Source organism: Enterobacter cloacae complex sp. 2015409 (genome assembly GCF_041365315.1).
In the GTDB taxonomy this organism is placed as follows: Bacteria; Pseudomonadota; Gammaproteobacteria; order Enterobacterales; family Enterobacteriaceae; genus Enterobacter; species Enterobacter pseudoroggenkampii.
The window spans coordinates 763,222-776,817 of record NZ_JBFTVM010000001.1; the positions used below are offsets into that span (position 1 = coordinate 763,222).

The 13,596-nt window shown below is 58.0% G+C and carries 11 protein-coding genes; 6 read left to right on the forward strand and 5 right to left on the reverse strand.

Annotated features, from left to right (window positions below; all coding sequences use genetic code 11):
* Positions 1-143 precede the first annotated feature (143 nt).
* The gene (locus tag ACDO57_RS03560) at positions 144-1,442 is read left to right on the forward strand and encodes a D-amino acid dehydrogenase (protein WP_032647721.1); all 1,299 of its coding nucleotides are present in this window, start codon (positions 144-146) and stop codon (positions 1,440-1,442) included.
* 9 nt (positions 1,443-1,451) lie between these two features.
* On the forward strand, positions 1,452-2,522 hold the full coding sequence (gene dadX, locus ACDO57_RS03565; RefSeq protein ID WP_032647719.1) for a catabolic alanine racemase DadX: 1,071 nt from the start codon (positions 1,452-1,454) through the stop codon (positions 2,520-2,522).
* Between the two features lie 46 nt (positions 2,523-2,568).
* On the opposite strand, the gene ACDO57_RS03570 is transcribed toward dadX, so the two are convergent.
* Together ACDO57_RS03570 and ldcA are read right to left on the reverse strand one after the other, a co-directional pair.
* Positions 2,569-4,302 (reverse strand): potassium/proton antiporter, encoded by a 1,734-nt coding sequence (locus ACDO57_RS03570; protein ID WP_157189357.1) that lies wholly within the window; start codon positions 4,300-4,302, stop codon positions 2,569-2,571.
* A gap of 97 nt (positions 4,303-4,399) precedes the next feature.
* Positions 4,400-5,314, reverse strand: coding sequence for a muramoyltetrapeptide carboxypeptidase (gene ldcA, locus ACDO57_RS03575; RefSeq protein WP_248272659.1), 915 nt, complete (start codon positions 5,312-5,314; stop codon positions 4,400-4,402).
* A 107-nt stretch (positions 5,315-5,421) separates the two neighbouring features.
* Here ldcA and emtA point away from each other — a divergent pair, with 107 nt between their 5' ends.
* Complete coding sequence (emtA, locus tag ACDO57_RS03580) at positions 5,422-6,033, forward strand: membrane-bound lytic murein transglycosylase EmtA (protein ID WP_024909815.1); 612 nt, start codon at positions 5,422-5,424, stop codon at positions 6,031-6,033.
* Between the two features lie 37 nt (positions 6,034-6,070).
* On the opposite strand, the gene ACDO57_RS03585 is transcribed toward emtA, so the two are convergent.
* Positions 6,071-6,802, reverse strand: coding sequence for a flagellar brake protein (locus tag ACDO57_RS03585; RefSeq protein ID WP_024909816.1), 732 nt, complete (start codon positions 6,800-6,802; stop codon positions 6,071-6,073).
* Positions 6,803-7,010: 208 nt separating this feature from the next.
* Between ACDO57_RS03585 and ACDO57_RS03590 the strand changes: the two genes are divergently transcribed.
* Positions 7,011-7,265 carry a GlsB/YeaQ/YmgE family stress response membrane protein gene (locus ACDO57_RS03590; RefSeq protein WP_008502662.1) on the forward strand — a complete coding sequence of 85 codons (255 nt, stop codon included), beginning with the start codon at positions 7,011-7,013 and terminating at the stop codon, positions 7,263-7,265.
* A gap of 112 nt (positions 7,266-7,377) precedes the next feature.
* The gene (locus ACDO57_RS03595) at positions 7,378-9,480 is read left to right on the forward strand and encodes a TonB-dependent siderophore receptor (protein ID WP_370883523.1); all 2,103 of its coding nucleotides are present in this window, start codon (positions 7,378-7,380) and stop codon (positions 9,478-9,480) included.
* Between the two features lie 64 nt (positions 9,481-9,544).
* Here ACDO57_RS03595 and ACDO57_RS03600 read toward each other — a convergent pair whose 3' ends face one another.
* Both ACDO57_RS03600 and ACDO57_RS03605 read right to left on the reverse strand, forming a co-directional pair.
* On the reverse strand, positions 9,545-11,230 hold the full coding sequence (locus tag ACDO57_RS03600; RefSeq protein WP_267217039.1) for an alpha,alpha-trehalase: 1,686 nt from the start codon (positions 11,228-11,230) through the stop codon (positions 9,545-9,547).
* Between the two features lie 103 nt (positions 11,231-11,333).
* Positions 11,334-12,290, reverse strand: a complete 957-nt coding sequence (locus ACDO57_RS03605) for an AraC family transcriptional regulator (protein ID WP_024909819.1) — start codon at positions 12,288-12,290, stop codon at positions 11,334-11,336.
* Positions 12,291-12,405: 115 nt separating this feature from the next.
* Here ACDO57_RS03605 and ACDO57_RS03610 point away from each other — a divergent pair, with 115 nt between their 5' ends.
* Positions 12,406-13,593, forward strand: coding sequence for an MFS transporter (locus tag ACDO57_RS03610; RefSeq protein WP_032647709.1), 1,188 nt, complete (start codon positions 12,406-12,408; stop codon positions 13,591-13,593).
* Positions 13,594-13,596 lie beyond the last annotated feature (3 nt).

Below are 13,596 nucleotides of genomic sequence, written 5' to 3' on the forward strand. Positions count from 1 at the left end.
AGATCCCAAATTAGCGCTATCCCCTGATGCTGGGGGATGTGTGAGGTAAGTCACCATAAAAAAGTCATATGTTGAATAATATTTTCAACTAGGTTATCAATCTGTAATTAGAAGATTGTTCTTTTGCACATAATGGAGTGGCTATGCGTGTTGTCATACTGGGAAGTGGTGTCGTTGGGGTAACCAGCGCCTGGTATTTAAGTCAGGCGGGACATGACGTAACCGTTATCGATCGTGAATCCGGTCCGGCGCTCGAAACCAGCGCGGCGAACGCCGGGCAAATCTCTCCCGGCTATGCCGCTCCGTGGGCTGCGCCGGGCGTTCCGCTGAAAGCGATTAAATGGATGTTCCAGCGCCACGCGCCGCTGGCCATCAGCCTTGACGGCACGCAGTTCCAGCTGAAGTGGATGTGGCAGATGCTGCGCAACTGCGACACCCGCCACTACATGGAGAACAAAGGGCGCATGGTGCGCCTGGCGGAATACAGCCGCGACTGCCTGAAAGCGCTGCGCGCGTCGACGGGGATTGAGTACGAAGGCCGTCAGGGCGGAACGCTGCAGCTGTTCCGCACCGAGCAACAGTACGAAAATGCCACCCGCGATATCGCCGTGCTGGAAGATGCCGGCGTACCGTACCAGCTGCTGGAAGCCAGCCAGCTTGGCCAGGTTGAACCGGCGCTGGCGGAAGTGGCGCATAAGCTGACGGGCGGCCTGCGCCTGCCGAATGACGAAACCGGCGACTGCCAGCTCTTTACGCAACGTCTGGCGCAAATGTGCGAGCAGGCAGGGGTGAAGTTCCGCTTTAACACCTCTGTCGACAAGCTGCTGTCGGAAGGGGAAAAAATTTACGGCGTGAAGTGCGGCGACGAGGTGATCAAAGCCGATGCCTACGTGATGGCGTTTGGTTCGTACTCCACCGCCATGCTGAAAGGTATTCTCGACATTCCGGTCTACCCACTCAAGGGCTACTCGCTGACCATTCCGGTGAAAGAAGAGAGCGGCGCTCCGGTATCGACCATTCTGGATGAAACCTACAAAATAGCCATTACCCGCTTCGATAACCGCATTCGCGTAGGCGGCATGGCGGAGATTGTCGGCTTCAACACCGAACTGCTACAGCCGCGTCGTGAAACGCTGGAGATGGTGGTGGGCGATCTCTTCCCGCGCGGTGGCTTTGTGGAGCAGGCGACGTTCTGGACCGGCCTGCGTCCGATGACCCCGGACGGCACGCCGATCGTGGGCCGCACGCCGTTTAAAAACCTGTGGACCAATACCGGCCACGGCACGCTTGGCTGGACGATGGCCTGCGGATCGGGCCAACTGCTGAGCGACCTGATTTCCGGGCGCACGCCGGCAATTCCGTTTGACGATTTAAGCGCTGCACGCTATCAATCGGGGTTTACGCCTTCGCGTCCACAGCATCTGCACGGCGCGCATAACTAAGGAGTTGTCATGTCCCGTCCTGTTCTGGCCCAGCTGAACCTGCAGGCCCTGAAGGATAATCTGCAAATTGTTCGTCGGGCGGCACCTGGTTCGCGCGTCTGGTCGGTGGTGAAAGCGAATGCCTACGGCCACGGTATCGATCGTATCTGGAGCGCCCTGAGCGCCACCGATGGTTTTGCGTTACTTAATCTGGAAGAGGCCATTCTGCTGCGCGAGCGCGGCTGGAAAGGGCCGATACTGCTGCTGGAGGGCTTCTTCCACGCCGACGATCTGCCGCTGCTGGATAAGTATCGGCTGACCACCAGCGTGCACAGCAACTGGCAGATCAAAGCGATTCAGGATGCGAAGCTCCATGCTCCGCTGGATATCTATCTTAAGGTGAACAGCGGCATGAACCGCCTGGGCTTCCAGCCTGAGCGGGTGCATACGGTCTGGCAGCAGCTGCGCGCGCTGAAGAACGTGGGTGAAATGACGCTGATGGCGCATTTTGCCGACGCGGAAAGACCGGACGGCATTGCCGATGCCATGGTCCGCATTGAGCAGGCGGCAGAAGGGCTGGACTGCCCGCGCTCGCTGTCGAACTCGGCGGCCACGCTGTGGCATCCCGAGGCGCACTATAACTGGGTGCGTCCGGGGATCGTTCTGTACGGTGCGTCTCCCTCAGGCCAGTGGCAGGATATCGCCAACAGCGGCCTGAAGCCGGTCATGACTCTGCGCAGCGAAATCATTGGTGTGCAAACCCTGAAGGCCGGCGACACGGTGGGCTACGGCAGCCGCTACCGGGCAAAGGGCGAGCAGCGGATTGGCATCGTGGCGGGCGGCTATGCCGACGGCTACCCGCGCATCGCGCCGACCGGTACGCCGGTCTGGGTCGATGGGGTTCGCACGGGAACGGTGGGCACCGTCTCAATGGATATGCTGGCCGTTGACCTGACGCCCTGCCCGCAGGCGGGCATCGGTTCACCGGTCGAGCTGTGGGGTAACGAAATTAAGATTGATGACGTTGCTGCCGCGGCGGGCACGGTGGGGTATGAATTGATGTGCGCCCTGGCGCCGAGAGTGCCGGTTGTGACGGTGTAACCTTTGTTCGCCGGGTGGCGCTAACGCTTACCCGGCAAAAAAACCGCTACTCCGCTTCCTCTTCCATCGGCCTCAAACCGACTTTCCGCACCGCGTTATCTTCTTTTTCGGCAACGGTCCAGATCATCCCGGCAAACTCCACCTGGTCTCCCACGACCGGGGCAGCGCCAAGCCGCTGCTGGATGATTTCGCCCAGCGTTTGCTGGTTATCTCCGTCTTCAGCACCTTCATCCAGGCCGTAGATCAGCGCGACATCGGCAAACCTGGCGCTGGCTTCCAGAATAAAATCGCCAAAGAAACGCTGATCCAGCGCCACCGGAGGCGACTGGCTGAACAGTTTGCCCAGCGCGGGCAGGTCGCGCTCGCGGCCAATCACGCACAGAATATCCCCTTCGCGCAGGCGGGTGCTGCCGGTAGGGTGCAGCAGAACGTTGTCGCGGAACAGAGCGGCAATGCGCGTTTCGGCCGGCATGTGCAAATCGCGCAGTGAAGCCCCCACGCACCATTTGTCGGCGCTCAGCTGATAGACGAACTGTTCCCACGGGTTCTCCGGATGAATGTCGAGCCCCACGCGGGAGACCGGCCAGCCCACGGGAGGGACCACCACTTTGGCTTTTTTAGCCGCCCACCCGAGCGAGGTTCCCTGGAACAGCAGCGAAATCAGCACCACGAAGAACGCCACGTTAAAGAACAGCCGCGCGTTATCCAGACCGGCCATCATCGGGAACACCGCAAGGATAATCGGCACCGCGCCGCGCAGGCCCACCCAGCTGATGAAGATCCGCTCGCGCAGGTTGAAGCCACGAAACGGCAGCAGGCCTGCAAATACCGACAGCGGACGGGCAAAGAAGATCATCCATGCAGAGAGCAGCAGCGCCGGAACGGCGATCGGCAGCAGGTCCGATGGCGTAACCAGAAGACCCAGCACCAGAAACATGCCGATCTGCGCCAGCCAGGCCAGACCGTCGAAGTTCTGCAAAATGGCATGCCGGTTACGAATAGGGCGGTTGCCCATCAGGAACCCGCAGAGGTAGACGGCGAGGATGCCGCTGCCGTCCACTGCGGTAGTGACGGCAAAAATGAGAATGCCGCCGCTCAGCGCCAGCAGCGGGTAAAGCCCCAGAGGAAGCGATATACGGTTGATCGTCTGCTGGAGCAGATATCCCCCTGTCAGGCCGATGACAATCCCCAGGCCAAACTGCTGCAGAATATGTAACGCAAACGTCCAGCTCAGCCCGCTTTCGTGCTGCTGGATCATCTCGATAAGCGTGATTGTGAGAAACACCGCCATCGGATCGTTACTGCCGGATTCAATCTCAAGCGTGGAGCCCACGCGTTCGTTAAGCCCTTTTCCGCCAAGCAGGGAAAATACTGCTGCCGCATCGGTTGAGCCAACAATCGCGCCAATCAGCAAACCTTCCATGATATTGAGATGGAAAAGCCACGCGGCCATCATTCCGGTGAGGCCGGAGGTAATCAGCACGCCGACCGTGGCGAGCGACAGCGCGGGCCCCAGGGCCACACGGAAGGAGCTCGCCTGGGTGCGCATCCCGCCGTCCAGTAGGATCACCGCCAGCGCGAGGTTACTCACCATGTAGGCGAAAGGGTAGTTATCGAAAGGGATACCGCCAATGCCATCAATGCCGGCCAGCATGCCGATGGCGAGGAAAATGACAAGAATAGGTATGCCGAGACGCGATGAAAATGAACTTAATAAAATACTGCTGGTTACAAGGACCGAACCCAAAATGAAAAGGCTGATTATCGCTGCGGCATCCAATGTTCTCTTACTCCCACCTCAATGTTAACGCTGTTACTAAAACCCTAACATATTAACGACGGCAACAGCGTTTTATTAAGGGGGTATAACGGCTTTTTTATGCCTTTATGACAGGATGGCCGCTGATGGTCAGCCGACTGCCGGAATCATTGTGGATCAGCGAGGCGTGTGCCCCCAGTGCCAGGGTCACGGTGCGCTGCTCATGGCCGAAATCCAGACCGGTGATGACCGGAATATCCAGCCGCGAGCGAATGAACTCAACCATGCTCTCCAGGGAGTAACCCGCGTCATAGTCATTCGGCGCAGAACCGCTGAAGCTGCCCAGCACAATCGCGGACTGGCGTTCAAGAATACCGGCATGATAGAGCTGCAACAGCATGCGTTCGACGCGGAACGGATGTTCGTTGATATCTTCCAGCACCAGAATGCCGTCCTCGATGTGCGGCATCCACGGCGTGCCGATAAGTGAAACCAGCATCGCCAGGTTGCCGCCCCAGAGCTGACCTTCGCATTCCCAGTGCGGCCCATTGCCTTGCCACTCCACGCTGTAGGTGGAATTGCGCAGCGCGCGCCAGAAGTGTTCCATGGTAAACGCATTCAGCTCCGGGGCGCCGAAGTTACCGGCCAGCATCGGGCCGCTGAAGGTGGTAACGTTATGTAGCGCCAGCAGCCCGAGCTGGATGACGGTGAAATCGCTGTGGCCGCATATAAGTAGCGGATCCTGCTGCTGGCGCTGCGCCAGACCCTGCCAGTCAATGCTCTCCAGCAGCCGGCTCGCGCCATATCCGCCGCGCACCGCCAGCACAATCCGGTTTTCACCCTTCAGGTTCACCAGGCTGTTGATATCATTCAGCCGCTGCGCTTCTGTACCGGCAAAACGCTGCTGGCGGCGGGGGATAATCGTCTGATTTTCTACCTGATGACCCGATTCCAGCAAACGCTGAACGCCCCGCTGCGCCGCGTCCTGGTTAATGCAGTAGCCCGACGGCGCGATGAGATGAAACTGAGACATGGCAATTCCTTGCTGAATGAGAAACTAATTGTCTATATCATGCCGCGTATACGACGCCTGCTTCAAGAGGCGGCGCACCGCGATGACCGGCTATAAGGATAGATGACGTGAAATTGAGATGGTTTGCTTTTTTGATTGTGTTGCTTGCTGGCTGTAGTTCAAAACATGATTATCAAAACCCACCCTGGAACCCGGAAGTGCCGGTGAAACGGGCCATGCAGTGGATGCCGATCAGTGAACAAGCCGGGAAGGCCTGGGGCGTCAGTCCGCGTCTTATCACGGCGATCATTGCGGTGGAGTCCGGCGGTAACCCCACGCTTGTCAGCAAATCCAACGCGGTGGGGCTGATGCAGCTTAAAGCGTCAACGGCGGGTAAAGAAGTTTACCGCTATATGGGCTGGAGCGGTCAGCCGTCAACCAGCGAGCTGAAGAACCCGGAACGTAACATTTCAATGGGCACGGCCTATCTGAGCATCATGGAGCACGGCGTGCTGAAGGGTATTAAGGATCCGGAGGTGATGCAGTACGCGCTGGTGGTCTCTTACGTTAACGGTGCCGGCGCGTTGCTCAGAACCTTCTCCTCTGACCGCAAAGAGGCGATAGAAGAGATTAACGGCATGGACAAAGACGAATTCTTTGAGCATGTGGCGAAAAATCACCCGGCACCACAGGCGCCTCGTTATATCTGGAAAGTACAGAAAGCGATGGATGCCATGTAATGCCGCAGACGGGCGGCGGTCACGCTGCCCGATTTTCTTACAGAACTTTATTTGCGCGTTCCCGCGCCTCCCGCTCCAGCGAATAGATGATGCGCTGAAGCTCACGCTCTGCACCGGGCCCCACGTTCAGGAAGCGGAAGCTCAGACGCGGGGTGGTGATGGTTTCATTTTTGCTGTCCACGACGGTACGGTCGCTGATGGCAATCAGCTGTGCATCGAAATAAAAGCGACCCCAGCCCCCCATATCCAGTTCAATTTGCGTAAACCGCATGCCTTCTACCAGTCCGTCGGGTTTCGGCGTATCCATCAGCGCACCCATGCCGCCCAGTGACAGATCGAAGAGGCGGAAGCGGATCTCTTTTTTATCCGGCATTTTGGCCTTACAAAAATAGGCGGGGTGAAGCGGAGCGCTAATGCGGAAATATTCACGACGCTGAACAAACCAGAGATTGGTGGGAAGTGGGGTAGCAAAAGCAGGGAGTCCCTGGTACTCGCTCAGTTCCAGTCGCGACAGGACAAACTCCACTTTGGCGCCCTGCGTTTCGGCCATCACCGCGATATTCTCCGCCTTCAGCGCCGCGCGGTTTTCATACTCCTGACTGCCTAAATCAATCACCAGCCGCTCCTGTGAGGCGTCAAGGATCTTGCTGATGAACTGATTATTCGACCAGCTGATGCGCAGCGGCACTTCACCTTTTTGCAGGTCGCGTAATACCCCTAATACAGCCAGCGGATTTTGCTTGAGGAACTGCTCACTGTAATGACTCACGCCGGATGGCTCCTTGATTGATGACAGACTGTCTTAGCGTTATCGGCAATCTGCAATGAAACTTAATACAAACCGGTGAGTTTTTTTTGCCTGTTTACGCAAAGATAAGTCGGTGAGATGAAAATGGTTTTCCGGCGATGACCTATACTTAAGTTAGCTGTGCAGAAGGTTTTCTGCGCACGCGTTAAACCTGCAAGAGGGCATCGCTATGGGTATCATCGCCTGGATTATCTTTGGTCTTATTGCTGGCGCTATCGCGAAATTGATCATGCCGGGAAACGATGGCGGCGGCTTTATTTTGACCTGTGTACTCGGGGTCGTTGGTGCGGTTGTGGGCGGCTGGCTGGCGACGATGTTTGGCTTCGGAGGCAACATAAGTGGTTTTGACCTGCACAGTTTTCTGGTCGCTGTCGTGGGCGCCATTGTGGTGCTGGGCATATTCAGGTTACTGCGACGAGCATAACATAACGTAAACGGCTCTCTGCGGAGGGCCGTTTTTTTGCCTGTGTATTGATTTGTTAATCTAAATGATAATAATTGTCGTTCCGTATCGCATCTAACAACAAGACGACATTATGAATACCTCTCATTTTACGCTGTGCGCCCTGGCAGGCGCCGTCACGCTCGCACTGCACGTTCCGGCATTCGCCGAAGAATCCACTATCGTCGTCACCGGCGCAGAGCAGGGCAGCGCGCTGCCGGCCTGGACGAACAGCGCCACGAAGTCGGCCGTTGCTGAAAGTAAAACGCCGCAAGTCATCACGACCGTCTCTGCGCCGGAAATTGACAAGCGCCATGCGAATTCCGTGAATGAAATCCTGCGCTATGCGCCAGGGGTCTCAACCGAGGTGCGGGGAAATACCTCCTACATGAGCGAATATAAAATTCGTGGCTTTACCGTCGACCAGGAGTTCTACAACGGGCTGCAGCTGCCCTATAACGTCACCGGCAATACCAAAGCCCGCATCGATCCACTGTTGATTGACAGCGTTGATATCCTGAAAGGCCCCTCATCGGTTCTCTACGGCGGCGGCTCGCCGGGCGGGCTGGTGAATATCCAGAGTAAAAAGCCGCAGCGAGAAGCGCGAACTGAATTCGGATTTAACACCGGCAACCGCAACCTGAAAGAGGGGTATCTCGACTCAACCGGGCAGATCGCCGATAGCGACTGGAACTACCGTTTGCTGGGGAAAGCGACGGAAAATGACGATCAGCCGCACACCACCCGGTATGAAAATTACCTGGTTGCCCCATCCGTCACCTGGCAACCCGACAGCAAAACCCGCCTGACTCTGGATGCGCTGGCGCAGAACTCCCCGAGCCTGACGCCGTCGAACCCGCTGCCGCTCGCCTACCTGCGCTCGAAATACGCGGGCAAGCGCGACTATGCCGGTGATGAGTGGAACGGATTTAAGCAGCGCCAGTGGATGCTGGGCTACAGCTTTGAACATGCGTTCGACAGCGGCTGGGGCTTTAACCAGAAGGCGCGCTATTTCGACGTCGATACGCATCAGCGCAGCGTCTATGCGACGGGCACGGGAAGCGAGGTCTATCAGCTTAACCGCTTTGCCTACACCACCGATGAAGATCTGCAGAGCTTCAACATCGATAACCAGGTGACTAAAACCGTGGCGCTGGGCGACTGGAAACACCATCTGCTGGCCGGGTTTGACTACCAGAAGCTGAACTCCCATTTCCACTACCGTTACGCGTCGACCACGCCGGGCATGGATATGCGTCATCCTGACTATTCGCAAATCAGTGAAAGCGCATTAGGGCTGTATACCGCCCAGAAAAACCGTCTGAGCTATCAGCAGAACGGCTACTACCTGCAGGATCAGGTGGAGTGGGGGGGCTTAAATCTCCTGGGTAGCCTGCGCTACGACGATTATCGCTCCGTGACCACCAATTATCTGCAAAACGGTGATAAGGACTGGGTCTCTCAGGATCGCGTCACCAAACGCCTGGGCGCGCTTTACGCCTTTGATAATGGTCTGTCACCGTTTATCAGCTATTCCGAAGGCTTTGCACCGGTGTCGCCGAAGGGAACGCTCGCGGCGAAAGACGTCAAGCCGACCACCAGCAAGCAGGTGGAGGGTGGAGTGAAATATCTGCTGGCCGACTACGCCACCACCTTTACCGCTTCGGTGTTCAACATCCGTCAGAAAAATGTCGTCACCTCCGATCCGGGCTTCCTGAACTATCGTCAGACCGGGGAGGTGGAATCCAAAGGGGCAGAGCTGTCTGCCATCAGCCGCCCGGCGGACAACCTGACGCTGATTGCTAACTATGCCTACACCCACGCGATCAATACGGAAGATGATAAATACAAAGGGAAACGTCCAACGCAGGTGCCGGAGAATGCCTTCAACCTCTGGGGGGATTACACCTTTGAAAACACGCCGCTGAAAGGGTTGATGCTGGGGGCGGGCGCGCGCTATACCGGCCCGATGGAAATCTCTCCGGCTAACGATGCGGGTAAACTGGGCGGCACTACCCAGTACGATCTGGCGGCCTCGTACCGGATGGGCGAGATCCTGCCCTCGCTGGCAGGGCTAACGCTTAAGGCCAGCGCGCAGAACATCACCAACAAAGAGACGCTGACCTGCTACGACGCGACCAACTGCTGGATTGGGCGCGACAGAACGTATCAGCTAGGGGCGAGTTACAGCTTCTAAGCAAAGCCCTGTGAGTTTAAAAAGTAGGCCGGGTAAGGCGTAGCCGCCACCCGGCAATACTCACTTACTGCGCCGTCGCTTTTACCGGCGCCACCTCATCATTCGCCGCAGGCCGATTCTCCGGCACGCTGTCGCACGGTTTCTCTTTCGGGCAGACCCGATCCAGCATCTTCAGCGTCACGCCGTTGCTCCAGCCAAAGCCGTCCTGCAGCGGATATTCGCCGCCGCCGCCGCCCGTACCGGTTGTCGACACGTCGTATTTCTCGACCAGTTTCTTTTCCCGGTCATAAGTATGCTGAACGTTTTTCAGGAAGCGCCAGGTCACATCCATTGAGACCTTTTCTTGCCCGTAATTCTGCAACCCTTCCGCCGCCACCCATTGCAGCGGGGCCCAGCCGTTTGGCGCATCCCACTGCTGGCCACTGTTGACGGTGGTGGTCGCAATACCGCCTGGTTTCAACAGGCGCGATGAGGTTGCCGCGGCGACTTTATCGGCCCGATCCTGCGCCGCCGCCTTCACGTAAAGCGGGAACAGGGCCGCAGCCGTGAGCTGATTGCGTACCTTCTTGCTCTTCAGATCGTAATCCGCGTACCAGCCCTCTTTATCATTCCACAGGTGGCTCTCGATGGCTTTCTGACGCGCCGTTGCCAGCGCCTCGTATTTGCTTGCGCTGGCGGCGTCGCCACTCTCCTGGCCTGCCCGCGCCAGCAGTTTTTCCATCTTGAACATCAGGGCATTCAGGTCCACGGGGACAATGCTGGTGGTCCGGATGGTGCCGAGTTTTTGCGGATCGTCCATCCAGCGGGAGCTAAAGTCCCATCCCGAGGCCGCGGCGGAACGCAAATCACGGTAGATTTCGGTTGCCGGTCGGTTAGGGTTACTTTTGGCAGTATTTACATCGTCAAGCCAGGACTCCGGGCGCGGAGTGTCGCGGTCATCCCAGTAGCGGTTGAGGACAGCGCCGTCATCCAGCTTCACCACGCGCTTGTTGGCCTGACCCGGCTGAAGGGCGTCGACGCCGTCCATCCAGTAGGCATACTCTTTCTCCATCTGCGGACGATACTTCTTCAGCGCATCGCTGTCGTGCGTTGCCAGCAGTTCCACCATCAGCGAGAAGAACGGCGGCTGGGATCGGCTCAGGTAATAGCTGCGGTTGCCGTTGGGAATGTGGCCGAAGGTGTCAATTTCATAGGCAAAGTTATCCACCATGTCGCTGATTTTGTCCCAATGATCGCTCTCTGCCAGGCCCAGCATGGTGAAATAGCTGTCCCAGTAGTAGACCTCGCGGAAACGTCCGCCGGGCACAACGTAAGGTTTGGGTAACGGCAGCAGGGAATCCCATTTGTTGCTGGCTTTATCCGTGGTGCGCGTCAGTACGGGCCAGAGATCGTCAATATGCTCACGTAGACTTTGTCCAGCAGGCGGAACATATTTTTCCCCTTCCGCAGGGAGCGTAAAGTTCATCTCGACAAAGTGGCGTAAGTCAAAGCTGGACTGCGTGTGCTGCATCCGATAGTCCGCCAGAATCATCAGCGGGTCGCTTTTGGGGACGGCATCCGCAAAGGTTTTCTGATCGGGAAACAGTTTGGCGCTCTGCACATCATTAAACAGCGGGCCCAGCAAAATATCGGGTGAGGCTGTCTGGGCTGCGGGGCTATCGTCGGCATAACCGAATGTCGTTACGCCGAGCAGCGCGCCGCCTAACGCAAGGGGCAAGAACGCGGGGCGTAGTGTACGAGGTCTTATCATCAGTTCGTCTCCTGTCTTCTACTAAACAGCGTGACCGCTGTTGTCAATCACCTGAAAACCTTAGACGAATATTGCCCGCTTCGCGTTAAATATTGCTGGCCAGTCAGACCTCTTCCGGCGTCTGGCTGGCTTCCCGCAGCGTGCCCGGCGCATGTCCAATAATGCGCTTAAATGCCCGGCTAAATGCCGCCAGAGAGCCGTACCCCAGCCGCAGCGCGACGGTTTCTATCGGCTGATTTTCATGGCGAATGTACTGAATGGCCAGGCGCATCCTCAGCTCGCTGAGATATTTTGCCGGAGTGGTTCCCGTCGCGGCCAGAAACCGTTCGGCGAACACGGAGCGGGACGTGCCCGCTTCTTTTGCCAGATCCGCCACGCTCCAGTTCAGGCCCGGCTGCTGGTGCATGGCGTAAATGGCGCGGCTCAGGCGCGGGTCGCGCAAAACCTGCACCCAGCCGGTGGCTTTACCACAGCCGCCTTCAACCCAGCCGCGCACAATTAACGCCGCGACCACGTCGGCCAGTCGCGCAAGGATCCCGGCAAACCCGGCCTGACGCGCCACGGACTCCCGCTCCATCGCCGCCAGCAGCGGGTGGATCTCCGGCCAGGTGGACATTAACCGGCTGACCATCATCACTTCCGGCATTGCCTTGATCAGCGGCTGCATTCCGCCCAGCTCAAAATCCATGCACCCGCTAAAGATGAGGGTGTTCTCGCTCTCCGGGCAGGGCTCGCAGGTGATGGCGCAGACCGAGCTGCAGATAGGCTCGCTCGGAAAGGCGTTGACAGGGGTAAGAGGGGCCTGCTCGTCAGAGAGCAGGGCATGGGAATTCCCGCCGGGAATAAAGAGGGCGTCGCCACCGCTCAGTTCGAACGTTGCTCCGCTCTCCATGCGCAACAGGGCGCTACCGTGGCTCACAAAATGAAACTGCGCCCGGCCGGGAGCCTGATGAAACGCGACGCCAAATGGCGCACTGGCTTCAATGCGCCGGTATTTCACGCCTGACAGGCGCATGCCGCGTAAAAGTTCGCTGATCAGATCGGGTGACTGTACGGTCATGGCGCAACTCCGGACGAATAATCAATAAGTGGAGATTATATGTCATAGATCGTCCAGGGTGAACCTTCTATTCTTTTGCGACTGTAGTCACATTTTTATAACGGGAGATCAACAGATGAGTTCATGTGTCGCGGCGAGCGAGGCGGTAGCGCCTGCAAAACCCGCCTGGCGGGCCGTTTATTCACTGGGGCTTGGGGTATTTGGTTTGATTACGGCAGAATTTCTGCCGGCCAGTTTGTTAACGCCAATGGCCGCGAGCCTGGGCGTGACCGAGGGGATGGCCGGACAGGCCGTCACCGCCACCGCGCTGGTGGCGCTGGTGACCGGGCTGCTGATCACCCCGGCAACCAAAAGTATCGACCGTCGCTGGGTGCTGATGTTTTTCTCGGTGCTGCAAATTATCTCCAGCCTGCTGGTGGCCTTTGCGCCCAATCTGCACGTCCTGCTGATGGGGCGCCTGCTTCTGGGGATAGCCATCGGGGGATTCTGGGCGATGTCGACGGCCACGACGATGCGTCTGGTTCCGGCGGATAAAGTGCCGAAAGCACTGGCGGTGATCTTCTCCAGCGTATCGATTGCCACGGTAGTCGCGGCGCCGCTCGGCAGCTATCTGGGCAGCCTGATCGGCTGGCGCAACGTCTTTATCCTCTGCATTCTGCCAAGCATGCTGGCGCTGCTGTGGCAGCTCTGGGTCCTGCCGTCCATGAAGCCGGAGAGCAGCGGCAGCCTGAGTACGCTGTTCCGCGTGCTGCGTCGTCCGGGGATGATCGGGGGCATGCTGGCAACTATTCTGATCTTCAGCGGCCATTTCGCCTTCTTTACCTATCTGCGTCCGTTCCTGGAGACGGTGGGCCAGGCGAGCGTGGAGACCATTTCACTGATCCTGCTGGGCTTTGGTATTGCCAACTTTGTGGGCACCTCCGTTGCCGGGCATCTGCTGGCACGCAATCTGCGCCTGACGCTGGCGCTGGTGCCGTTTGCGATGGGCGTACTCGCGCTCATGATGGTCGCCTTTGGTCATCTGGCCATGCTGGACGGGCTGCTGGTCGCGCTGTGGGGCTTTGCATTTGGCCTGGTTCCGGTGGGCTGGTCAACCTGGCTTGCTACCACTGTCCCGGATGAAGCCGAAAGTGCGGGGGGGCTGCTGGTGGCCTCAATCCAGCTGGCGATAAGCGCCGGTGCGGCCGGAGGCGGGGCAGTATTTGACCTCAACGGCGCCAGCGGCGTATTCGCGGGAAGCGGTTTCCTGCTGGTGATGGCGATGGTGATTGTGTTTATGGGTGTGAAAGTGAAAGCGGAATGATTT